The sequence below is a fragment of the Minwuia sp. IMCC3009 genome (genome assembly GCF_029909415.1).
Lineage (GTDB): Bacteria > Pseudomonadota > Alphaproteobacteria > Minwuiales > Minwuiaceae > Minwuia.
Genome location: NZ_CP123781.1, coordinates 37410 through 59659 on the forward strand (window position 1 = coordinate 37410; position 22250 = coordinate 59659).

The following is a 22250-nucleotide window of genomic DNA, read 5'->3' on the forward strand; positions in this document are numbered from 1 at the left end:
TTCAGTCGCTGACGGCCGCGCGCTGCAGCTCGGCCAGTTCCCCGGCGCCCTTCCGCGCCAGCCGCAGCAGTTCCATGAACTCCGCGTCGGTGAAGGGCGTGCCCTCCGCCGTGGCCTGGATCTCGACCAGCGTGCCGCCATCGGTGATGACGAAGTTGCTGTCCGTCTCGGCCTTCGAGTCCTCGTCATAGTCCAGGTCCAGCACGGGCTGGCCCTGATAGATGCCGCAGGAAATGGCAGCGACCTGACCGATCAGCGGGATCGACTTGATGGCACCCTTGTCCACCAGCCCTTTCAGGGCGATGTGCAGCGCGACCCAGCTGCCGGTGATCGCGGCGGTGCGGGTGCCGCCATCGGCCTGCAGCACGTCGCAGTCGACGCGGATCTGGCGCTCGCCGAAGCCTTCCAGGTTGGTCACCGCGCGCAACGAGCGCCCGATGAGACGCTGGATCTCCTGCGTGCGGCCGGACTGCTTGCCGCGGGCGGCCTCGCGGTCGGTGCGGGTGTGGGTGGAACGCGGCAGCATGCCGTATTCCGCCGTGACCCAGCCACGACCGGAATTGCGCAGCCAGCCGGGCACGCGCTCCTCCACCGTGGCGGCACACAGCACGTGGGTATCGCCGAAGCGGACGAGGCAGGAGCCTTCGGCATGGCGGGAGAAGCCGGGTTCCAGGCTGACGGCGCGCATTTGGTCGGCGGCGCGACCGGAGGGACGGGACATGAAAGCTCCTGCTGCTGTTCGTTCACGGGGAAGTCCGCCGCACGGGGCGGCATATCGCGGACATTTCCGTAGGAAGTGGTGGCGCGTTCTATCCCCCGCACCGAATATCTTCAACCCGCGCACATCGGCATCTTCCCTGTGGCCACCTGACTCCCTAGATTTGCAGCATGAGCGAGAACAACACGATCCAGTCCCTGAACGAGCGCAGTCGTGAGATCTTTCGCCATATCGTGGAGGATTTCCTGCAGACCGGCGCGCCCGTAGGCTCGCGCACCATCTCGCGCAAGCTGATCTCTCCCCTGTCGCCGGCATCGATCCGCAACGTCATGTCGGATCTGGAGGAAGCCGGGCTGCTCTACGCACCGCATACCTCCGCCGGGCGTCTGCCCACCGACCTTGGTCTCAGGCTGTTCATCGACGGACTGCTGGAGATCGGGGACCTGACGGATGACGAACGCGCGTCGATCGAAGGGCGCTGCGTCACCCAGGGCCGCAACTATACAGACGTGCTGACCGAAGCCTCCGAGCTGCTTTCCAGCCTGTCCGGCTATGCCGGTCTGGTGACGGTGCCGAAGAATGACCAGCCGCTGAAGCATCTGGAGATCGTCAGCCTGTCGCCGGACCAGGCGCTGGTGGTCATGGTCACGGTCGGCGGCGTGGTGGAGAACAGGCTGATCAGCGTCACGCCGGGGCTGACCCCTTCGGCGCTGGTGGAAGCCGGGAACTATCTGAACGACCGCCTGCGGGGGCGCACCATCCGCGAGGCGCGCGACGAGATCCTGAAGGAAATCGAGCAGCAGCAGGCGAAGCTGGACCGTCTGGCGGCCAACGTCGTGGAGGCCGGACTGGCCGACTGGGCCGGCAGCGACAATACGCCGAGCCGCCTGATCATCCGGGGGCGATCCCGCCTGCTGGACGACATCACGGCCATCGAGGATCTGGAGCGGCTGCGTCTGCTGTTCAATGATCTGGAGGCGAAGGGGGATCTGCTGAACATCCTCGACCTCGCCCAGGACGGCGAAGGGGTGCGGATTTTCGTGGGATCGGAGAGCAATCTGTTCAGTCTCACCGGTTCATCGGTGATCGTTGCACCCTTCACCGACAGCAAGCAGCAGATCATCGGGTCCATCGGCGTGATCGGTCCGACGCGCTTGAATTACGCCCGGATCATTCCCATGGTTGACTACACGGCAAAGGTGGTTGGTCGCCTGATGGGTTGACGTGGGCCACCGAAACCGCCACCTGCCAGCAACAGCACACATTCATGCAGATGAATTCCTTGCGATCAGGGCGAACTGATGACTGACGAGAACAAGAAAGAAGCGGCGGCGGAAGCGGCCAACGATGATGCCAATCCGGATCAGGCCAATCCTGCCGGGACACCGGTGGAGGGCGTGGATTCCGAACAGGCCGACGCGGGCGATCCCGATGTCGGTATCGAGGTCGGATTGCCGGAGGAGGACCAGATCGCGGAACTGACCGCGGAGGTCGCGGCGCTGAAGGACCGGCTGGTCCGCACCTACGCCGATCTGGAGAACACCCGCAAGCGTGCCGAACGTGACCGGCAGGATGCGCTGAAGTTCGGGGCGACCAAGTTCGCCCGCGACATGTGCGAGGTGGCCGACAACCTGCGCCGTGCCCTGTCATCGGTGCCGGAGGATGCCGGGGACGCCAACCTGGTGGCGCTGACCGAAGGGGTGAAGGTGACCCAGGCGGCGCTGTCGCAGATCTTCGAGCGTCATGGCGTGAAGCAGATCGAGGCGCGCGAGCAGAAGTTCGATCCGAACCTGCACGAAGCCATGACGGAGATCGAGATTCCGGGTGCCCCGCCGGGTACCTGTGTCGACGTGATCGAGGAAGGCTATACCCTGAACGGTCGCCTGCTGCGTCCGGCGCGCGTGGTCGTGGCGAAGGGGAATCCGGCTGCGGGGCCGACGGTCGATACATCCGCCTGATTCTCTCCCCCTGCGGACGGATCTGCCGTCCAGCGGGGCGCGAATCCGCGCAGATGCACTTTTTTTCGCGGGAATCGCGGTTGAGACGCTAAAGCGACTGGCCATGTTGACGACACTTTTGCTACAGGCAGGAAACTCAGCGGTGCATGGTGCCCGCGTCATGCCGCGAAGGGCATTTCTCAGGCTTTGAAGTAAGACTTGGCACGGCAGCGTTTCACGTGCCCTGTGGGGAGAGAGCATCTTGGACAACCTCGGACCGACGATCAGCAGCCACGGGCTGGAGAAACAGGGCTTTGGTGGCGTCAGCACGGCGCACTGGAACTATGGCACTGCGGCGCTCTACACCGCGGCGCTTGGTCGGCACGAGGCGCGGATCGGCCGTGGCGGTGCGCTGGTGGTCGAAACCGGTGTGCATACCGGCCGTTCGGCACAGGACAAGTTCATCACGCGGGAGAGCAGCTCCGCCGACAACATCTGGTGGGGTGCGGTGAACAAGGACATCACCGAGGAAACCTTCGACGCGCTGCTGGGCCGGATGCAGGGGTACATGACCGGTCGCGAGGTCTTCGTGCAGGACTGCTGGGCCGGTGCATCGCATGAACATCGTCTTGGCGTCCGGGTGATCACGGAGCGCGCCTGGCACAACCTCTTCGCCCGCAACATGTTCATCCAGCCGACGGCGGACGAACTGGCGGACTTCGCGCCGCAGTTCACCATCGTCCAGGCCCCGAACTTCCGCGCCGACCCGGAGCGTGACGGCACCCGTTCCGACTGTTTCATCTTCGTCAACTTTGCCCGTCGGCTGGTGCTGATCGGTGGCACCCACTATGCGGGCGAGATCAAGAAGTCGGTCTTCTCGATCCTCAACTACCTGCTGCCGGAGCGGTCGATCATGCCGATGCATTGCTCGATCAATGTCGGCGAGAAGGGGGACGCGGCAATCTTCTTCGGCCTGTCCGGCACCGGCAAGACCACCCTGTCGGCTGACCCGAAGCGCATGCTGATCGGCGATGACGAGCATGGCTGGGCCGATGACGGCGTCTTCAATTTCGAAGGCGGCTGCTACGCCAAGGTGATCAACCTGTCGGCGGAGGCTGAACCGGAGATCTACAAGACCACCGGCATGTATGGCACGGTGCTGGAGAACGTGGTGATGGACCCGATGACCGGGGAACTGGACCTGTTCGACAACAGCCTGACCGAGAACACGCGCGCGTCCTATCCCATCGAGTTCATCCCCAACGCCAGCCCGACCGGTGTCGCCGGGCATCCCGACAATGTCGTGATGCTGACGGCAGACGCCTTCGGTGTGCTGCCTCCGATTGCCCGGCTGACACCGGAGCAGGCGATGTACCACTTCCTGTCCGGCTACACCGCCAAGGTCGCAGGCACCGAGAAGGGTCTGGGCAGCGAGCCGCAGGCGACCTTTTCCACCTGCTTCGGCGCGCCGTTCATGCCGCGACACCCCTCCGTCTATGCCAACCTGCTGGGCGCGAAGATCGCGAAGCACGGGGCCGATTGCTGGCTGGTCAACACCGGCTGGACCGGCGGCGTCTATGGCGTTGGCCAGCGCATGCCGATCCGCCACACCCGCGCCCTGCTGAACGCCGCGCTCGACGGCTCGCTGGCCAATGTGCCGACGCGGACCGACCCCAACTTCGGCTTCCAGGTTCCGACATCCTGCCCGGGTGTGCCCGACGAGGTGCTGAACCCGCGCATGACCTGGAGCGATGGCGGTGCCTATGACACCAAGGCGCAGGAACTGGTCGGTCGTTTCAACGACAACTTCACCCAGTTCGAAGCCTATGTAGAAGCGGAGATCCGCGGCGCGGCCCCGGCTGTCGCTGCCTGACGAACCTGACTTCGGTCGAGAGATTGCGGCGCTGGCGGGTTGATCCCGTCAGCGCCGTTTTCGTTGGTGTGGTAGGTCACGCACCGCGCATGCCCATCGCCTGACGTTCCCGCCTACAGCAGCAGCCAGGCTCCCAGGCCGAGGAAGGCGAAGAAGCCGACGATGTCGGTGATGGTGGTCAGGAACACGGCGCTGGAGATCGCCGGATCGACCCCGGCGCGGTCGAGGCCCAGCGGGATCAGGATTCCGGCCAGCCCGGCCACGACCATGTTGATGACCATGGCCGCCGCGATGACCCCGCCCAGGATCGGGTCCTGGAACCAGAGCAGGGTGGCGAGCCCGATGAGGATGGCAAAGGCGATGCCGTTGATGCCGCCCACCACCAGCTCCTTCGAGACCTGGCGCAGCGCGTTCGATGTCGTCAGGTCCTTCGTCGCCAGGGCGCGGACCGCGATGGCCAGGGTCTGCGTTCCGGCATTGCCACCCATGGAGGCGACGATGGGCATCAGCACGGCCAGGGCCACCACGGCCTCGATGGTTGCATCGAACTGGCCGATGACGGCAGAGGCCAGCAGGGCAGTGCCGAGATTGATCAGAAGCCAGGCGAAGCGGCTCTTCGTCGTGCGCAGGATGGAGATGTTCAGGTCGTCCTGGCGCACACCTGCGATCTGGAACAGGTCTTCCTCCGCCTCTTCCTCGACGATCTCGACCACGTCGTCGACCATGACCACGCCGAGCATCCGGCCACTGTCGTCGACGACGGGGGCGGACGTGAGACCATACTGGCGGAACTGGTAGGCGACATCGCCCTCGTCCATGTCCACCGGCAGGCTGATCGGATCGGCATCCATGATGTCGCCGATCCGGATCGGGCGCTTGGTGCGCATGGCGCGGTCCAGCGGCACCCAGCCAATGGGCTTGAAGGCCGCGTCGATGACATAGAGTCCGTAGAACTCGTCAGGCAGGTCCTCCGTGCGGCGCAGGTGATCGATGACCTGACCCATGGACCAGAAGGCGGGGACCGCGACGAAGTCGCGCTGCATCAGGCGACCGGCCGAATCCTCCTCGAAGGACAGGCCTTCTTCCAGCGGTCGGCGCACATCTTCCGCGACCGCGTTCAGTACCGCCCGCTGCTGTTCCTCGCTCAGCGCGTCCAGGACGTAGACGGCATCATCCTCGTCCAGAGTGGAGATCGCCTCCGCCACCCGGCGCGGGCCAAGCATTTCCACCAGCGCGTCACGCACCGGCTCGTCCATCTCAGCCAGCGCTTCCGGTTCCAGACTGTCGCCGACCATCCGGAACAGGGTCTCGCGGCGGTCACGGTCGAACAGCTCGAACAGGTCAGCCTGGTCGGCGGCATGCAGCTCGGCCAGGGCCTCGCGGACCTTCTCCGCGTCGCCGGCGTCCAGCGCCAGCCGGATCTCGCGCACCAGCTCCGGGGTCAGGCCACGGTCGTCCTGGGCGTCGTCACCATCATGGATCTCGTCGTTACGCATACGGGGACGCTCCACAGGGTGTCGGGCAAGGGTGTGCTGGCGGGATAATGGCGCGGTGTGCACCTGCGTTCAAATGTCATGATGCTCCGACCGCATCTTTCTCGCGGTCGGGGGCTTGGCGGTGGCCCAGATGCAGAAAGCCCGCCGCAGTTTCCTGCGACGGGCTTCCGGATCAGTCGGTCGGCTGAAGCGTGATCAGTTCAGCTTCATCTGACCCTTCACTTCCTCGATGCCGTCGAGCATGCGCTTGTGCAGCACGTCCACGACTTCACCCTGGGACTTGGTCACCATCTCGGTCAGCTCACGGACATTGGCAACAGCCTTTTCCATGGCGGTCTTGGCAGCCTCGGTCTGGGCCTCGACGTCAACCTTGGCGCCACCTTCGTTCAGGCTCTTGACGGCCGTCTGGGCCTCTTCGACAGCCTGCTGCGCGATGGTCACCTGGCGCTCGAAGACCGCGCGGAAACCGTCCATGGCCAGCTGATTGGCGGCGGTGACAGCTTCGAAGTTCTTCTGCTGGATCGCCATCATCGACGTGAAGTCAACGTTGGGCATCTTCATCTCGGTCATCATCTTGCCGAAGTCGGCGAAAGGGAAAGCAGCCTTGGTCATTGGTTTCGCTCCTGCAACGTGTTGTTCGGTGCAGCTCTCTCTTTTTGTGCGCTGCAACATGGACCCTATATGCAACCTCGCACCTGCAGCGTCAAGGGTTAATTTTGTGCAGCGCACAATAAATCTTCGGCGGGCAAAAGAAGACCCCGCCGACCCTTTCGGGCCGACGGGGTATCTGTCTGGTTGCCGTTGCCCGACCAGGGTCGGGCGGTACGCGATCAGAAGGAGCGGGAGACCGCGAAGATCACTGTCGCATCCGCACCGACAGCGTTCTGCTCGGTATCAACGTAGGAAACGCTGAAGTCGAAACCGAAGAACGACTTCGACAGGCCGACCGACCAGTCGATGACCGACGTTCCCTGATCGATCATCTGGTAGCCGATGCCGGCGTCCAGCGCGAAGTCAGCGGGCAGCGGGATGCTGACGCCTGCATTGGTATAGAGGGCGTCGCCCGTGCTGCCGAAGAAGTCGGGCGAATAGGCGGTGCCGACGGAGACGGAAGCGATGTCGAAGTCATAGCCGAGGCTCAGGTAACCTTCGAAGAAGTTGAAGTTGAAGCGGTCGGACGCACCCGGATAGGCGTAGTAGATGATGCCAACGTCGTACGAGAGGCCTTCGACCTCATTGGCGAAGCCGCCGTAGAAGTCGGTCTCGAGGTGCGCGTCATTGAACTCCACGTTGGAGCCCCAGACACCGAGATAGACACCGCTGTCATGGCTCCAGTCGAAGCCGCCCTGCAGTGCAGGTTCGCTGTCGGCCTGCGTGAATCCGCGGAAACGATAGTCGGAAACGAAACCCACATTGGCGGAGAATTCGCCGGGAAACTGGAACGAGTCCCCCTCTGAATGGCTGGCGGCGTTGGCTGTTGCCTGAACGCCGAAAAGGGCCGCACCGACAATGCCGGCGGCCAGAAGGGTTTTCTTGAACATTGCGAAACGCACTCCTCATCGCGATACAGACGCCAGACCGGCGTCCCCCGAACGCAGTGCTTCAGCAAGCTTGATACCAATGTGATTGGTTGAGACTTGCGTGTAACTTATTGAAATATATGTGAAATAAATTGGTCATTTTTTGTGCACAATGGGTATTGCACGTGTTACGCGCATATGACTGCCTTGAATTTTTGCACTGCACAAATTTCAGCCACACGATCCGGAGGCTTTCCCCGGCGAAAGCTTCGCTCTACCGCCGCGCTGCCAATTCCGCTAGGATTCCGTTATCAATCAGGCTGATAGGCTTGCTGCCGAACAGTGAAACGGGTCGAGATGGCTGCAGAAACCCTCGAGAATGGTGCGGAGCTACGGCAGTTGCAGCGCGGCATCCAGGCGATGCGCGATGCGCTGGACGAGAAGGACCGCGAGACACGGCGCAAGGTGCAGCAAGCCGAAGTCGCCTCGCAGTCGGAAATCCGCACGCTGAAGAATACCGCCCAGGCGCTGCGGGACGAACTGGAGAACGAACGCAGCCGGAGTGCGCGGCTTGTCCAGGCGGAGAAGCAGGCTGCCTCAGCCGAGATCCAGCAATTGAAGGACACGGCGCAGGCCTTGCGCGACACACTCGAGTCCCAGCGGGTCGAGACCCAGCGGCTGGTGCAGGCGGAGCGGCAGGGGGCCGCCGCCGAGATCCGGGAACTGAAGGAAACCGCGCAGGCCCTGCGTGACAGTATCGAGGCCCAACGGCTGGAGACGCAGCGTCTGGTGCAGGCGGAACGGCAGGGTGCCGCCGCCGAGATCCAGCAACTGAAGGACACGGCGCAGGCCCTGCGTGACACGCTGGAATCGCAGCGGATGGAAACGCAGCGGCTCATCCAGGCTGAGAAACAGGCCGCCGCCGCCGAGATTCAGGAACTGAAGAACACGGCGCAGTCCCTGCGCGACCGGCTGACCGAGCAGATGAACGAGACCCAGCGGCTGGTGCAGGCGGAAAAGCAGGCTGCGGCCGCCGAGATCCAGCAGTTGAAGGATACCGCGCAGGCCCTGCGCGACACGCTGGAGGAACAGCGGGTGGAAACCCAGCGGCTGGTGCAGCAGGAACGCCAGGGCGCGGCGGCGGAGATTCGCGACCTGAAAGCCATGGCGCAATCGCTGCGTGACGAGATGGATGAAGCCAAGGTCGCCGCCGATGCCGCCGTGCAGCGGGTGAAGCGCGAAATGGCCGCTGAGAACCGCCAATTGCATGATACAGTGCAGGCGCTGCGCGACGAGATGGATGAAATGCGAGCCGTACAGCGTGAGAACATGCAGGAAAGCAAGCGTCTGCAGGTGAATGAACTGAACCAGTTGCGGACGACCATCCAGAAGCTGCGTGATCGGCTGGAGGAGAAGCAGCATGTATGACAGCCCGGCCAAAAGCCCCATGAAGGCGGCGGGCGGCAAGAACGACGGCATGTCCCAGTCGGAGCATCTGCGCCACCTGCAGATGCTGCTCGACGTTTCACGCCAGGTCGCGGCGCTGGACACCCTCGATGCTGTTCTGGACACCCTGATCACTGTCGCCGTGAAGGAAACGCGCGCCGAACGCGGCACCCTCTTCCTCCACGACAGTTCCACGGGGGAGCTTTATTCGCGGGTGGCACAAGGCATCCGCACGCATGAGATCCGCATTCTGGACAATGCCGGCATCGCGGGCGCCGTATTCCATTCCGGCGAGGGCGAGATCGTCCACAAGGCCTATGAAGACGAACGCTTCAATGCGGATGTGGACAAGGAAACCGGCTTCGTCACCCAGTCGATCCTCTGCGCGCCGGTGAAGAACGCCAAGGGGGACATCATCGGTGTCGCCCAGGTGCTGAACAAGGCGGAGGGCGAATTTTCCGACCTCGACATGGCGGTGCTGGAGGGCATGACCACCCAGTGCGCCATCACCCTGCAGTCGATGCAGCTGGTCGAGCGGATGGAGAGCACCCGCAAGCGCGAGATCGAATTCCTGAATGTCGTCTCCGACATGACCTCGGAACTGGAACTGACGCGGCTGCTGCAGCGGGTGATGTCCGAAGCGACCCGGATGCTGGATGCCGAACGCTCCACCCTGTTCATCAATGACGAGAAGACCAACGAACTCTTCAGCCATGTGGGCGAGGGACTGGATTCGGTGGAGATCCGTCTCCCGAACCACCTGGGCATCGCCGGAGCGGTGTTCGTGTCCGGTGACACGGTCAACATTCCCTATGCCTACGCCGACCTGCGCTTCAACCCGGGCTTCGACAAGCAGACCGGCTTCTTCACCCGGTCGATCCTCTGCGTGCCGGTGGTCAACAAGGCCGGCAAGGTCATCGGTGTCACCCAGGCGCTGAACAAGCGCGGTGGCCCTTTCTCCGACGAGGACGAGAGCCGCCTGAAGGCCTTCACCGCCCAGATCGCCATCGGTCTGGAGAACGCCAAGCTGTTCGGCGACATCCAGGCGATGAAGAACTACAACGAGAGCATGCTGCAATCCATGTCGAACGGTGTCGTCACCTTCGATGAGGATCGTGAGGCCAAGACCTGCAATGCAGCCGGTGCGCGAATCATGCGCACGCTGGCCAAGGACGTGATCGGGCAGAAGGCGGCCGATGTCTTCGGGGAGGCCAACGCCTGGCTGCTGGAGAAGATCGAGCGGGTGGAGGAGAGCCGCGAAGGCGATACCTCGGTCGATGCGGAACTGGCGTTCGGGGACGAGAAGGTCTCCGCCAACGTCAATGTGCTGCCGCTGACCTCCGGTGACGGCAAGCCCCTCGGCACCCTGATCATGATGGAGGATATCTCCAACGAGAAGCGGGTGAAGTCCACCCTGTCGCGCTACATGGATCCCGGCCTGGCCGACCAGATGCTGGCCGGGGGCAATCAGGAGGAGATCCTGGGCGGCAAGGACACCGTCGCCACCGTCCTCTTCTCCGACGTGCGCGGCTTCACGACGATCACCGAATCGCTGGGGGCCCAGGGCACGGTCGCGCTGCTGAACGACTATTTCGAACTGATGGTGGACTGCATCTCCGAACAGGGCGGCATGCTCGACAAGTTCATCGGCGACGCCATCATGGCCGCCTTCGGCATCCCGGTGCCGCACGAGGATGACGAGGACCGGGGCCTGCGCGCCGGCATCAACATGATCTCGCGCCTGTGGGAATGGAACGTGGAGCGCAAGAAGCGCGGCGACATGGAAGTGGACATGGGGCTGGGCCTCAACACCGGCTCCATCGTCGCCGGCAACATCGGCTCCAAGAAGCGCATGGACTACACCATGATCGGCGACGGCGTGAACCTCGCCGCCCGTCTGGAAAGCGCCTGCAAGCAGTACAATGCCCGCATCCTGCTGTCGGAATACACGGTTGCGAAGCTGAAGGGCGTCTATCGCCTGCGCGACATCGACAAGGTGGTGGTGAAGGGCAAGACCCAGCCGGTGGGCGTCTTCGAATGCCTCGACTATCACAACGACCAGTCGTTCCCGAACCTGATGGATGCCCTCGGCAACTTCAACGAGGGCGTGAAGCGCTACCGTCATCAGGAATGGGACAAGGCCGTCAGCTATTTCGAGGAAGCGCTGAAGGCGAACGACTCCGACAAGCTGGCCAATACCTACATCGAGCGCTGTGCGCTGATGAAGGAGAACCCGCCGGGCGACGACTGGGACGGCGTCTGGATCATGACCAGCAAGTAGGCATCGCCCGTCCCCTTCCCGGTCACGGCAAGCGGCGGCGCCTGAAGAACGGTCGCGCGAACAGCGATGGCGGCAGGTTGATCATGGCGACCCCCAGGATTGCCGCGATCAGGCCGAAACCGACGGTCAGCGACATTGTCTCCCCCAGGAAGATCATGCCCAGACCGACCCCGATCCCGGCGCGCAGATAGGCCTGGCTGGCGGTGCCGAGACTGCCCAGCGTGCGCAGCAGCCGGAAATAGAGCAGCAGCGCGATGCCGGTGCAGAACAGCCCCAGCATCCCTGCCGCCGCCATTGCCTGGGGGGAGGGGCGCAGGTCCCAGGGCCGGTCGATCAGCAGGCTGAGCGGCACCAGCACCGCGCTGGCCCAGAGCATGGTCCCGGCGGCGGTGACCGGTGCGCTCAGATGTCCGAACCGGCGCTGGCCGTAGATCGCCGCCACGCCATAGAGCACCGCACCGGCAACGGCTGCGAGCTGCCCCGCAACCTGCTGCCCCAGGCCCTGCAGCGCATCGACACCGATGATCAGGGCAACGCCGAGGATGCCCAGCATCGCGCCGCCAAGCCGGATCAGGCTGGTCGATTCGTGGCGCGTGAACAGCACCGTCATCAGGAAGACGAAGATGGGGGAGGTGGAGTTCAGGACGCTGGCGAGCGCGCTGTCCACATATTGCTGCCCCCAGGCGACCAGCAGCCAGGCCCCGATGCTGTTGAAGAAGGACTGCACCAGCAGGCGCCGCCAGGTCAGCGGATCGCGGGGCAGCCTTTCCCGCCGCACGGTGATCACCACCATCAGGAAGGCGGCGGCAATGGAGACGCGGACGGCGATCAGGGTGATCGGCGGAATCTCGGTCACCGCCACCTTCAGGAACAGGTAGGACGATCCCCACAGTGTCGCCAGCAGGGCAAGGCACAGCAGTTCGGTCGTCAGGCGCGGGGCAGGTCGGATCACGATGCGGACTCCGGCAGGAACGGGACTCTCAGGCTAGGGCAGGCATGCCTGGAAATGCTTCGACAAGGGCCGAACTGTCGGGGCACACCTGCCCCATTGTCGTCATACACGGCGGGCAGCATGATGCGCAGATGATTTGATGGAGTACGAGCAATGCGTCCACGTCCCCGGTCCGTCCCCGGCCTGAACCTGCGTCTGCTGGCCTTGCTGACAGGCCTGCTGCTGGCTGCCGCCGCACCGGCATCCGCCTTCTGCGGCTACTATGTCGCGAAAGGCGGCAGCGACCTGTTCAACAAGGCGTCCAAGGTCGTGCTGGCGCGCAATCTGGACCGGACGGTGATCACCATGGCCAATGACTACCGGGGTGACCCGTCGGAGTTTGCCATTGTCATCCCGACGCCGTCGGTACTGGGCCGGGACCAGATCAATGTGGCGGAACCGGCGCTGGTCGACCATCTGGATGCCTTCACCGCGCCGCGCCTGGTCGAGTATTTCGATGAGGATCCCTGCCTGCAGCGCCGGTTCAGGGCGCTGGCCATGCAGTCGGCACGGGTCGAGGATGCAGAGGGTGCGGCGGCGCGCAACAAGGCCCTGGGCGTGACGGTGGAGGCGGAATATACCGTCGGCGAATATGACATCCAGATCCTGTCGGCGGAACAGTCCGGCGGGCTTGGCACCTGGCTGCGGGAGAATGGCTACGGCGTGTCGGAGGCCGCGGACAAGGTGCTGGGCGACTATATCGCCATGGGCATGAAGTTCTTCGTGGCCAAGGTCAATCTCGGGGAGAAGGCGCGCTCCGGCCGCAGCTATCTGCGTCCGCTGCAGATCGCGTTCGAGAGTCCGGACTTCATGCTGCCGATCCGCATGGGCATGCTGAATGCTGACGGGCAGCAGGAACTGTTCGTCTTCACGGTGACCCAGGGGGGGCGGGTGGAGACGGCCAACTATCGCACCGTGAAGATGCCGAGCGGCGACGAACTGCCGGTGCATGTGCGGGAGAAATTCGGCGACGTCTACACGGCGCTGTTCGCGGAACAGGTGCGCCGTGAACCCGGCGTGGCATTCCTGGAATATGCCTGGAACATGAGCTGGTGCGATCCCTGCGCCGCCGACCCGCTGTCGCGCGCCGAACTGCGCACGCTGGGCGCCTGGTGGGTGGCCCCCGATGTCACCCCGACGCCTTTGCCCGGCACGGTGCCGCAGCCGCGCCCCGGCACCCGCATCATGCCCCGGCCCGGTCCCGGGCCGGTGGATGCCTTCGTCACCCGTCTGCATCTGCGCTATGACGCGACCAGCCATCCGCATGATCTCATGTTCCGCCTGACGGACAATGCGGAGAACTTCCAGACCCGCTATGTCATCCGTCATCCCTGGAACGGGGAGGCCACCTGCCCGGCGGCGGACCTCTATCGCCAGACCCTGCCGCACCGCATGGAGCAGGAGGCACAACGGCTGGCCAGCCTCACCGGCTGGCCGATCGACGGGATCCGCGACCAGATGTCGATCCCGGAAAAGCCCGCCACGAAGTGGTGGAACGATATCTGGCAGCGGGCCGAATAGCGTGCGAGTTGCCTGACAGCGCTGTTTCGCTGCTGCACTTTCCGCTGTAGACCAGCCGCATGTACGCAATTCCCTTTCCCACCATCGACCCGGTGCTGGTCGAGTTCGGGCCGGTGGCCATCCGCTGGTATGCGCTGGCCTATGTCGCGGGACTGATCCTCGGCTGGCGGCTGGCGATGCAACTGGCTGCCCGACCCGATTCTCCGCTGACCCGCGATGATGCGGATGCCTTTCTGGCCTGGGCCACGCTGGGGGTCCTGCTCGGTGGGCGGCTGGGCTATGTCCTGTTCTACCGCCCGGGCTATTTCCTCGAGAACCTGTCAGAGATTCCGCAGGTCTGGACCGGCGGCATGTCGTTCCATGGCGGGCTGCTGGGGGTCATCGTGGCGGCGCTGCTGTTCTGTCGCGCGCGCGGCCTGTCACGGCTGGCCTTCGGTGACATGCTGGGGGCGGTGGCGCCCGTCGGCCTGTTCTTTGGCCGTATCGCCAACTTCATCAACGGGGAACTCTGGGGCCGTCCCGGTGACGTGCCCTGGGCCATGGTGTTTCCCCGTGCCGATGACCAGCCCCGCCACCCGAGCCAGCTCTACGAGGCGCTGCTGGAGGGACTGGTGCTGTTCATCGTGGCGCAGGTCCTGATCCGCCGGTTCCATGCGCTGGAACGGCCCGGCCTGGTGATGGGCACCTTCATCGCCGGATACGGCCTGGCCCGGTTCATCGTCGAGTTCTTCCGGCAGTGGGATGCGGGGCTGGAGCCCCTGTTCGGTCTGCTGTCGCGCGGGCAGCAGCTTTCCCTTCCCATGATCCTGATCGGCCTCTACTTCGTCTGGCAGGCGACACGGCAGTCCGGGGGGGCACGTTCATGAGCACGGCGCTGGAAGAGGCACTGATCGCGGAGATCACGGCGGACGGGCCGCTGCCGCTCGACCGTTTCATGCGGCGTGCCCTGTTCGATCCTGCCCATGGCTACTACACGACATCGGAGCCGTTCGGCGTCGCCGGGGACTTCATCACCGCGCCGGAGATCAGCCAGATGTTCGGTGAGCTGCTCGGGCTCTGGGCAGCGGACATGTGGCAACGCATGGGCGCGCCGGAGAATATCGTGCTGGCGGAGATCGGACCGGGGCGCGGCACCCTGATGGCCGATGCGCTCAGGGCCATTCGCCGCGCCGCGCCGCAGATGCTGGCCACCGGAACGGTCTGCCTGGTGGAGGCCAGCCCGCGCCTGCAGGCGGTGCAGGCGGAGCGGCTGGCCGGGCATCAGATCAGTTTCGCCGACCGTGTGGGCAAGCTGCCCGACGGTCCGCTGCTGCTGATCGGCAACGAACTGCTGGACGCCCTGCCGATCCGGCAGATCACCATGCAGGACGGTGAACTGAAGGAGCGTTGCGTCGGCGTCAGCGATGGCAGGCTCGTCTTTGTGGATGAGCCCCTGGTCTTCGAAGCGCCGGAAGACATGCCAGTGCTGAAGGACGCGGAGACCTTCGAGGTCTCGGAGGAGGGGCGGCGGCTGGTGGAGGCCATCGGCACCCGGCTGGCGGTTCAGGGCGGCGCAGCCCTGTTCATCGACTACGGCCATGGCGAGACGGCGGCCGGGGATACCCTGCAGGCCGTGCGCCGCCACGCGTTTCACCCGATCCTCGCCGACATCGGCAGTGCCGATCTGACAGCGCATGTGGACTTTGCGGCCATGGCCCGCGCCGCGATTCATGGCGGTGCCAAGGCCTTCGGTCCGATCAGCCAGCGCGACCTGCTGCGGCGGCTGGGCGTGGAGCCGAGACTGGCGCAACTGGTGGCAAAGGCCGATCCACCGACCCGGGATGCGCTGGTCGGCGCCTATCACCGGCTGACGGACCCGGACCGGATGGGTACGCTGTTCAAGGCGCTCTGCCTGACATCCCCGAACATGGACACCCCGACAGCCTATGTGCCTGACGACGCTTTCCAGCCCTGACCTGACCGGTCTGCCCGGCATCGCGCATGGTTTCTTCACCCGCAAGGGCGGGGTTTCCCGGAAGATTCACGCCGGCCTGAACTGTGGTCCCGGATCCACCGACGATCCGATGGCGGTCACCATCAACCGCGATCTGGTGCGCCGCCATATCGGTGCGCGGCACCTGCTGACCGTGCATCAGCATCACAGCCCGGACGTGGTGACGGTGACCGGCCGCTTCGACGGGCCACGGCCGAAGGCGGATGCGATGGTGACCCGGATGCCGGGTCTGGCGCTGGGCGTGCTGTCCGCCGACTGCGGGCCGCTGCTGTTCGCGGATGCCGAGGCACAGGTCGTCGGGGCCGCCCATTCCGGCTGGAAGGGTGCGCTGGACGGGGTCCTGGAGGCAACGGTGACGGCGATGGAGGTGCTCGGCGCCCGCCGCGACAGGATCAGCGTGACGCTCGGTCCGACCCTGGCGCAGGCGTCCTACGAGGTCGGGCCGGAGTTCCGCGACCGCTTCCTGGCGATGGACGTGGAGAATGCGCGGTATTTCCGCCAGCCCGATGATGCACCGCGACCGTTCTTCGATCTGCCGGGGTTCATCCGCCGCCGGGCGGAGGTGGCGGGCGTGGCGCGCTTCCATGATCTGGCGCGTGACACATATCCGGAACATGAACTGTTCTACAGTTACCGCCGATCCGTGCATCGGGGTGAGCCCGACTATGGCCGCCTGATCAGCGCCATCATGCTGAAGGAGACCTGAGACATGCCCCTGCATTTTGCCGCCGAGGAGATGGCTGACCGCCGCGACCGCGCCTGCGCCGTGCTGCGGAAGCAGGGGATGGATGCCCTGCTGATGTTCCGGCAGGAGAGCATGTACTACCTGACCGGTTACGACACCTTCGGCTATGTCTTCTTCCAGTGTCTGGTCCTGACGGCGGACGGGCGCACCGCGCTGCTGACCCGTGCGCCGGACCTGCGCCAGGCCCGGCATACGTCCGACATTGCCGACATCCGGGTCTGGGAAGACCGCGAAGGCGTGAATCCTGCCGACAGCCTGTGCGAGATGATGGCGGACCTGGGGCTGGACGGTGCCCGCGTCGGGGTCGAACTGGACGCCTATGGTCTGACCGGACACAACCTGCGCCGCCTGGATCGCGCGCTGGAGGGGTTCTGCGCCATGTCCGACGCGTCGCTGCTGGTGAGCCGGCTGCGGCTGGTCAAGAGTGCGGCGGAGATCGACTATGTCCGGCGGGCAGCGGAACTGGGCGATGACGCCTGGGACGCGGGCATTGCCGAGACCCGCGCGGGCGCGTTCGAGGGCGATATCCTGGCCGCGATGCAGGGGGCCGTGTTTCGCGGCGATGGCGACTATTCCGGCAACGAATTCATCATCGGCTCCGGCGAGGGCGCGCTGCTCTGCCGCTATTTCACCGGACGGCGCACTCTGGATGTGGAGGATCAGCTGACCCTGGAATGGGCAGGTGCCTACCGGCGCTACCACGCCGCGCTGATGCGGACCGTGCCCATAGGGGCGCCCCGTCCGGCCCATACCGACATGCATGCCCGTGCCGTCGATGCCCTGCTGGCCTGCGAGGCCGCGCTGAAACCGGGATCGACCATGGGGGATGTCTTCGCGGCCCACGCCCGGGTCTTCGATGACGCCGGTCTGACGGCACACCGGATGAACGCCTGTGGCTATTGTCTTGGCACCACCTTCGCGCCGAACTGGATGGACTGGCCGATGTTCTATGCGGACAATCCGGTGGAGATCGCGTCGGGGATGGTGTTCTTCCTGCACATGATCCTGATGGACAGCGACAGCGGCACGGCGATGACCCTGGGCCGGACATCGCTGGTGACCGCGAACGGGTCGGAGGTGCTGAGCCGCCTGCCGCTCGACCTTGTAACCCGATAGGACAAGGCGCGATGCCCTGGCTGATCATGATGATCTTCTTCTTCCTGCTGGTCTCGATGGCGAGCTGTGTCCTTTTCTGAGTCCATCGGACATCGGTCCGCAGCCCTTCTGCTGCTCCTGACGGTGCTGGTGGCGGCATGCGGGCAGGTGCCGCAGCCCTTTCGGCCATCGGGGCAGAAGACGGCAGTGGTCGCCCGCGCCCCCGGCCCGAGCATCGCGCTGGTCGTACTGCCGCTTCAGGGCAAGGAAGCGGGGCCTCTGGATGCGCTGACCAAGCGGGTGGTGATCGAATTGCAGAAGGCGGAGATCGCCGCGACGACCGCGCGTATCCCGAATCGCTATCAGCTCGCGGGCGAGGTTCAGCGGCTGCGGGGGAACGGGGCGGACACGACGCTGGCGTTCCGCTGGACCCTGCTGGATCCAACCGGTGCGGCGACGGATGGTCTGGACCACGTGGAGCGGGTGGTGGCGGCGGACTGGACGGCGGCCCGTCCCATCGCGATCCGGGACCTGGCCGTGACAGTGGCGGCGCATCTGGTGCGCCTGGTGAACGGGGACCTGCCCGTGGCCGAGGCCGTGCCGCCCCCGGCGCGGATCGCGCTGGCCGGCATCTCCGGCGCGCCGGGTGACGGCAACCGGGTGCTGGACACAGCCATCAGGGCGGCGCTGGCGAAGCAGGGGCTGACGCTGGGACCGACCTCCGACGCGACCCGCGCCACGCTGGAACTGCATGTCGTGGTCGCCCCGGCTGACGGGACCAGTGACCGGGTGACATTGCTCTGGCTGGTGCGGGATGCCACAGGGCGGGAGCGGGGACGGCTGGAGCAGCAGAATACCGTACCTGCCGGCCGTCTGAACCGCCGCTGGGGCGATATTGCGGACCTGGCTGCCGGCGCGGCGGCCCCGGACCTGGCACGTATCCTGGAGGCACTGGCCGCCGACCGGGGGTGACAGCAGTCCCGCCATGTCAGAATTCTGTCATGGCTGATGGACAGTTCCGGGGCGGACTGATAAACGTCCCGCTTCCGCCACCGCCCGCTTTGCCACAGATTGACGAACAGCCCCATGAAGGTTCTCGCCGGGAACAGCAACCCTGCCCTGGCCGCCCAGATTGCCGATTATCTGGGCGTCCGTCTGACGAATGCATCCGTGAAGCGTTTTGCGGATGAGGAAGTGTATGTGGAGATCCACGAGAACGTGCGGGGGGAGGACGCCTTCGTCGTTCAGTCCACGTCGTTCCCGGCCAACGATCACCTGATGGAACTGCTGATCTGCATCGACGCGCTGCGTCGGGCCTCGGCGCGCCGCATCACTGCTGTCCTGCCCTACTTCGGGTACGCCCGGCAGGACCGGAAACCGGGGCCGCGGACACCGATTTCCGCCAGGCTGGTGGCGAACCTGATCGAGAAGGCGGGTGCGGACAGGGTTCTGACCGTCGATCTTCACGCCGGACAGATCCAGGGCTTCTTCGATATCCCGACCGACAACCTCTATGGCGGACCTGCGCTGGTCAGCGACATCAAGGATAATCTGGGCGACCGGGACCTGATGGTGGTTTCGCCGGATGTGGGCGGTGTGGTTCGCGCGCGCTACTTCGCCAAGCGCCTTGACGCGGACCTCGCCATCGTGGATAAGCGCCGCGAACAGGCGGGTGTGTCTGAAGTGATGAACGTCATCGGCGATGTTGACGGGCGTCACTGCATTCTTGTTGACGACATCGTCGACAGTGCGGGCACGCTCTGCAACGCGGCGACAGCATTGCTCGAACGGGGTGCCCTGTCGGTGTCCGCCTATGTGTCTCACGGCGTACTGTCGGGCGGCGCGGTCAAGCGTGTGTCCGACTCGTCGCTTGAGTCGCTGGTGGTGACTGACTCGATCCGGGCAACGGACGAGGTCGAGAACGAGCCGAAGATCCGGCAGGTTCCGATCGGGTCCCTGCTGGCGGAGGCGATCAAGCGCATCTCCACCGAGACCTCGGTGTCGAGCCTGTTTGACTGAATTTGTGCAGGCCACGGCCTGCAGACCAGGGAATGAAGCGGTTGCGGGCAAGGGCCCCTGACCGGCATGGCGCAACGGCACCGGCGAGATGCCAAGGGCCAGGCGCTACAAGGAGTTGAGACGATGTCGGATACGGATGTGATCGAAGTCAGCGCACGTGAACGCACGACAACCGGAGGCGTAAGGGCGCTTCGGAAGTCGGGCATGGTTCCGGGTGTCGTCTATGGCAATGACCGCGAACCGGCCCTGGTGGCCGTGGACCGTCGTGTCGTGGTCAAGGAACTCAACCGCGGTGGCTTCATGGGCCGCGTGTACGAGCTTGAGCTGAATGGCCGCAAGCAGCGTTGCCTGCCGCGCGACGTGCAGCTTCATCCGGTCAGCGATGATCCGATGCACGTTGATTTCCTGCGTCTGGCGGATGACGCCAAGATCGCGGTCATGGTGCCGGTGCACTTCGCGAACGAGGAATCGAGCGCAGGCCTGAAGCGCGGCGGTGTGCTGAACATCGTCCGCCATGAGGTCGAGCTGCTCTGCCCCAACGACCATATCCCCGAGTTCATCGAGATCGATCTCGCGGGCACGGACATCGGTGACTCGCTGAAGATCAGCGACGTCAAGCTGCCGGGCGATGTGGAAGCGACGATCACGGATCGTGACTTCACGATCGCGACGATCACCGGTTCCTCGGCTGTCGTGGACGAAGCTGCGGAAGCCGAGGCCGAGGCTGAAGACGGTGATGAGGAAGAAGCCGGCGCGGACGAGGAAAAGGCGGAGGATTGATCGCCGCCTCCGCAGGGAGGTTTCGACATGCGTCTCTTCGTTGGTCTCGGCAATCCCGGCGCACGCTATGCCGGGAATCGCCACAATATCGGTTTCATGGCCATCACCCGGCTGGCCGAGGTGCACCGCGCCTCTCCCTGGCGCAGCAAGTTCCAGGGAGACGTGGCGGAAGTTCGCCTCGGCTCCGACAAGCTCATCCTGCTGCGCCCGACCACCTACATGAACGAGTCCGGCCGGTCGGTGCAGGAAGCGGCCCGCTTCTTCCAGCTCGGTCTTGACCGGATCACCGTGTTTCATGACGAGCTGGATCTGGCTTTCGGCAGGGTGCGGGTGAAGGTCGGCGGCGGTCATGCCGGCAACAATGGCATCCGCTCCATCGCCGGGCACATGGGGCCGGACTTCCAGCGGGTCCGGCTGGGGATCGGCCATCCGGGCCACAAGGATCTGGTGAGCCACTATGTGCTTTCGGATTTCAGCAAGGCGGAACGGGCCTATGTCGATGACCTGGTCGATGCGGTTGCCGGCGCGGCCCCAAAGCTCTGTGCCGGAGACCCGCCGGGATTCCTGAACGAGGTGGCGCTGAAGTGTCCGGCGCCAAAGCCTGAAAAATCGCCTGAGTGAGGAGGAACCGCAGATGGGTTTCAAATGCGGGATCGTCGGTCTGCCCAACGTCGGCAAGTCCACCCTTTTCAACGCCCTGACGCAGACCGCGTCGGCCCAGGCGGCGAACTATCCGTTCTGCACCATCGAGCCGAACCTCGGTCAGGTCGGGGTGCCGGATCCGCGCCTGTCGAAGCTGGCCGAACTGGCCGGTTCGAAGGAACTGATTCCGACCCAGCTCACCTTCGTGGACATTGCCGGGCTGGTGCGCGGCGCCTCCAAGGGGGAAGGGCTGGGCAACCAGTTCCTCAGCCACATCCGCGAAGTGGACGCCATCGTCCATGTGCTGCGCTGCTTCGAGGATGATGACATCACCCATGTGGACGGGCGCATCGATCCGGTGGCGGATGCGGAAACGGTCGAGACCGAACTGATGATCGCCGACCTGGACAGCCTGGAGAAGCGCTACACACCGCTGGAGAAGCGCTTCCGCTCCGGCGACAAGTCGCTGAAGGCCGATGTGGAACTGATGGCAGGGGCGCTGGAGCTGCTGCGGGATGGCAAGCCGGCGCGGATGCTGGATGTGCATGATGACGACCGGCCGCGCTTCCGGGCGCTGCAGCTGCTGACGTCGAAACCGATCCTCTATGTCTGCAACGTGGCAGAGGCCGATGCCGGAACCGGCAACGAACATACGGCCCGGGTCGAGGCGATGGCCACGGCGCAGGGGGCCGGATCACTGGTTGTCTCCGCCCGGATCGAGGAGGAGATTGCCCAGCTGACCGACCGGGAGGAACGGGAGATGTTCCTGTCCGAGATCGGCCTGGAGCATGCCGGTCTGGACCGCATCATCCGCGCCGGATACGACCTGCTGGGCCTGCTGACCTTCTTCACCGTCGGCCCGAAGGAAGCCCGTGCCTGGACCGTGAAGTCAGGCGCCCTGGCACCCCAGGCCGCCGGTGTGATCCACACGGATTTCGAGAAGGGCTTCATCCGCGCCGAGACCACCGCCTATGACGACTACGTCACCCTGGGCGGTGAACAGGCCGCCAAGGACGCTGGCAAGATGCGCCTGGAAGGGCGCGACTACACCGTGCGCGACGGGGATGTGCTGCACTTCCGCTTCAATACCTGAGGCCGGACCAGCGGATTTCGCTGTCCTTGCTCCCCCCCGGTCGCGTCGGTATTGTGCAGTGCAATGCACTGACCGACGTGCATCCCTTAAATTGTTGCTG

20 protein-coding genes are annotated in these 22250 nt (G+C 64.9%); 15 read left to right on the top strand and 5 right to left on the bottom strand.

Annotation, left to right across the window (positions count from 1 at the left end):
• Position 1: 1 nt before the first annotated feature.
• The gene (rph, locus tag QGV55_RS00195) at positions 2–721 is read right to left on the bottom strand and encodes a ribonuclease PH (protein WP_281018903.1); all 720 of its coding nucleotides are present in this window, start codon (positions 719–721) and stop codon (positions 2–4) included.
• 167 nt (positions 722–888) lie between these two features.
• Between rph and hrcA the strand changes: the two genes are divergently transcribed.
• The 3 genes from hrcA (at position 889) to QGV55_RS00210 (ending at position 4528) form a co-directional block, all read left to right on the top strand.
• Positions 889–1941 carry a heat-inducible transcriptional repressor HrcA gene (gene hrcA / locus QGV55_RS00200; RefSeq protein ID WP_281018902.1) on the top strand — a complete coding sequence of 351 codons (1053 nt, stop codon included), beginning with the start codon at positions 889–891 and terminating at the stop codon, positions 1939–1941.
• A 78-nt stretch (positions 1942–2019) separates the two neighbouring features.
• Entirely contained in the window at positions 2020–2676 is a 657-nt protein-coding gene (gene grpE / locus QGV55_RS00205) for a nucleotide exchange factor GrpE (RefSeq protein WP_281018901.1), read from the top strand.
• A gap of 241 nt (positions 2677–2917) precedes the next feature.
• The gene (locus QGV55_RS00210) at positions 2918–4528 is read left to right on the top strand and encodes a phosphoenolpyruvate carboxykinase (RefSeq protein WP_281018900.1); all 1611 of its coding nucleotides are present in this window, start codon (positions 2918–2920) and stop codon (positions 4526–4528) included.
• A gap of 113 nt (positions 4529–4641) precedes the next feature.
• Here QGV55_RS00210 and mgtE read toward each other — a convergent pair whose 3' ends face one another.
• From mgtE to QGV55_RS00225, 3 genes are all read right to left on the bottom strand, one after another.
• Positions 4642–6024: a magnesium transporter gene (mgtE, locus tag QGV55_RS00215; protein WP_281018899.1), complete on the bottom strand. Its 1383-nt coding sequence runs from the start codon at positions 6022–6024 to the stop codon at positions 4642–4644.
• Between the two features lie 195 nt (positions 6025–6219).
• Positions 6220–6636 carry a phasin family protein gene (locus QGV55_RS00220; RefSeq protein ID WP_281018898.1) on the bottom strand — a complete coding sequence of 139 codons (417 nt, stop codon included), beginning with the start codon at positions 6634–6636 and terminating at the stop codon, positions 6220–6222.
• A gap of 218 nt (positions 6637–6854) precedes the next feature.
• Positions 6855–7565: a TorF family putative porin gene (locus QGV55_RS00225; RefSeq protein WP_281018897.1), complete on the bottom strand. Its 711-nt coding sequence runs from the start codon at positions 7563–7565 to the stop codon at positions 6855–6857.
• 336 nt (positions 7566–7901) lie between these two features.
• Between QGV55_RS00225 and QGV55_RS00230 the strand changes: the two genes are divergently transcribed.
• Together QGV55_RS00230 and QGV55_RS00235 are read left to right on the top strand one after the other, a co-directional pair.
• Positions 7902–8972 (top strand): hypothetical protein, encoded by a 1071-nt coding sequence (locus QGV55_RS00230; RefSeq protein ID WP_281018896.1) that lies wholly within the window; start codon positions 7902–7904, stop codon positions 8970–8972.
• A complete protein-coding gene (locus QGV55_RS00235; RefSeq protein ID WP_281018895.1) occupies positions 8965–11271 on the top strand; it encodes an adenylate/guanylate cyclase domain-containing protein in 2307 nt (768 codons plus the stop codon). Before QGV55_RS00230 ends, QGV55_RS00235 begins: the two co-directional genes overlap by 8 nt.
• Before the next feature lie 22 nt (positions 11272–11293).
• On the opposite strand, the gene QGV55_RS00240 is transcribed toward QGV55_RS00235, so the two are convergent.
• Positions 11294–12223 (bottom strand): EamA family transporter, encoded by a 930-nt coding sequence (locus QGV55_RS00240; protein WP_281018894.1) that lies wholly within the window; start codon positions 12221–12223, stop codon positions 11294–11296.
• A 153-nt stretch (positions 12224–12376) separates the two neighbouring features.
• Between QGV55_RS00240 and QGV55_RS00245 the strand changes: the two genes are divergently transcribed.
• From QGV55_RS00245 to ychF, 10 genes are all read left to right on the top strand, one after another.
• On the top strand, positions 12377–13783 hold the full coding sequence (locus QGV55_RS00245) for a DUF2330 domain-containing protein (protein WP_281018893.1): 1407 nt from the start codon (positions 12377–12379) through the stop codon (positions 13781–13783).
• A 59-nt stretch (positions 13784–13842) separates the two neighbouring features.
• Complete coding sequence (lgt, locus tag QGV55_RS00250; protein WP_281018892.1) at positions 13843–14649, top strand: prolipoprotein diacylglyceryl transferase; 807 nt, start codon at positions 13843–13845, stop codon at positions 14647–14649.
• Positions 14646–15737: an SAM-dependent methyltransferase gene (locus tag QGV55_RS00255; protein ID WP_281018891.1), complete on the top strand. Its 1092-nt coding sequence runs from the start codon at positions 14646–14648 to the stop codon at positions 15735–15737. Before lgt ends, QGV55_RS00255 begins: the two co-directional genes overlap by 4 nt.
• On the top strand, positions 15709–16482 hold the full coding sequence (pgeF, locus tag QGV55_RS00260) for a peptidoglycan editing factor PgeF (RefSeq protein WP_281018890.1): 774 nt from the start codon (positions 15709–15711) through the stop codon (positions 16480–16482). The genes QGV55_RS00255 and pgeF overlap by 29 nt, the downstream gene beginning before the upstream one ends.
• Positions 16483–16485: 3 nt before the next feature.
• On the top strand, positions 16486–17637 hold the full coding sequence (locus QGV55_RS00265) for a Xaa-Pro peptidase family protein (RefSeq protein ID WP_281018889.1): 1152 nt from the start codon (positions 16486–16488) through the stop codon (positions 17635–17637).
• Positions 17638–17823: 186 nt separating this feature from the next.
• Entirely contained in the window at positions 17824–18588 is a 765-nt protein-coding gene (locus tag QGV55_RS00270; protein ID WP_281018888.1) for a hypothetical protein, read from the top strand.
• Between the two features lie 114 nt (positions 18589–18702).
• Positions 18703–19635 carry a ribose-phosphate pyrophosphokinase gene (locus QGV55_RS00275; RefSeq protein ID WP_281018887.1) on the top strand — a complete coding sequence of 311 codons (933 nt, stop codon included), beginning with the start codon at positions 18703–18705 and terminating at the stop codon, positions 19633–19635.
• Positions 19636–19758: 123 nt separating this feature from the next.
• Positions 19759–20415, top strand: coding sequence for a 50S ribosomal protein L25/general stress protein Ctc (locus QGV55_RS00280; protein ID WP_281018886.1), 657 nt, complete (start codon positions 19759–19761; stop codon positions 20413–20415).
• Between the two features lie 27 nt (positions 20416–20442).
• On the top strand, positions 20443–21036 hold the full coding sequence (pth, locus tag QGV55_RS00285) for an aminoacyl-tRNA hydrolase (RefSeq protein ID WP_281018885.1): 594 nt from the start codon (positions 20443–20445) through the stop codon (positions 21034–21036).
• Between the two features lie 13 nt (positions 21037–21049).
• On the top strand, positions 21050–22150 hold the full coding sequence (gene ychF / locus QGV55_RS00290; RefSeq protein ID WP_281018884.1) for a redox-regulated ATPase YchF: 1101 nt from the start codon (positions 21050–21052) through the stop codon (positions 22148–22150).
• Positions 22151–22250: the final 100 nt, after the last annotated feature.

Bases quoted from the DNA above. Each gene is read 5' to 3' on its own strand.
- QGV55_RS00275 (WP_281018887.1), top strand. From the start codon at position 18,703: ATGAAGGTTCTCGCCGGGAACAGCAACCCTGCCCTGGCCGCCCAGATT.
- pth (WP_281018885.1), top strand. From the start codon at position 20,443: ATGCGTCTCTTCGTTGGTCTCGGCAATCCCGGCGCACGCTATGCCGGG.
- mgtE (WP_281018899.1), bottom strand. From the start codon at position 6,024: ATGCGTAACGACGAGATCCATGATGGTGACGACGCCCAGGACGACCGT.
- QGV55_RS00280 (WP_281018886.1), top strand. From the start codon at position 19,759: ATGTCGGATACGGATGTGATCGAAGTCAGCGCACGTGAACGCACGACA.
- QGV55_RS00220 (WP_281018898.1), bottom strand. From the start codon at position 6,636: ATGACCAAGGCTGCTTTCCCTTTCGCCGACTTCGGCAAGATGATGACC.
- ychF (WP_281018884.1), top strand. From the start codon at position 21,050: ATGGGTTTCAAATGCGGGATCGTCGGTCTGCCCAACGTCGGCAAGTCC.
- QGV55_RS00245 (WP_281018893.1), top strand. From the start codon at position 12,377: ATGCGTCCACGTCCCCGGTCCGTCCCCGGCCTGAACCTGCGTCTGCTG.
- lgt (WP_281018892.1), top strand. From the start codon at position 13,843: ATGTACGCAATTCCCTTTCCCACCATCGACCCGGTGCTGGTCGAGTTC.
- QGV55_RS00225 (WP_281018897.1), bottom strand. From the start codon at position 7,565: ATGTTCAAGAAAACCCTTCTGGCCGCCGGCATTGTCGGTGCGGCCCTT.
- QGV55_RS00255 (WP_281018891.1), top strand. From the start codon at position 14,646: ATGAGCACGGCGCTGGAAGAGGCACTGATCGCGGAGATCACGGCGGAC.
- QGV55_RS00230 (WP_281018896.1), top strand. From the start codon at position 7,902: ATGGCTGCAGAAACCCTCGAGAATGGTGCGGAGCTACGGCAGTTGCAG.
- pgeF (WP_281018890.1), top strand. From the start codon at position 15,709: ATGTGCCTGACGACGCTTTCCAGCCCTGACCTGACCGGTCTGCCCGGC.
- QGV55_RS00265 (WP_281018889.1), top strand. From the start codon at position 16,486: ATGCCCCTGCATTTTGCCGCCGAGGAGATGGCTGACCGCCGCGACCGC.
- QGV55_RS00235 (WP_281018895.1), top strand. From the start codon at position 8,965: ATGTATGACAGCCCGGCCAAAAGCCCCATGAAGGCGGCGGGCGGCAAG.
- hrcA (WP_281018902.1), top strand. From the start codon at position 889: ATGAGCGAGAACAACACGATCCAGTCCCTGAACGAGCGCAGTCGTGAG.
- grpE (WP_281018901.1), top strand. From the start codon at position 2,020: ATGACTGACGAGAACAAGAAAGAAGCGGCGGCGGAAGCGGCCAACGAT.
- rph (WP_281018903.1), bottom strand. From the start codon at position 721: ATGTCCCGTCCCTCCGGTCGCGCCGCCGACCAAATGCGCGCCGTCAGC.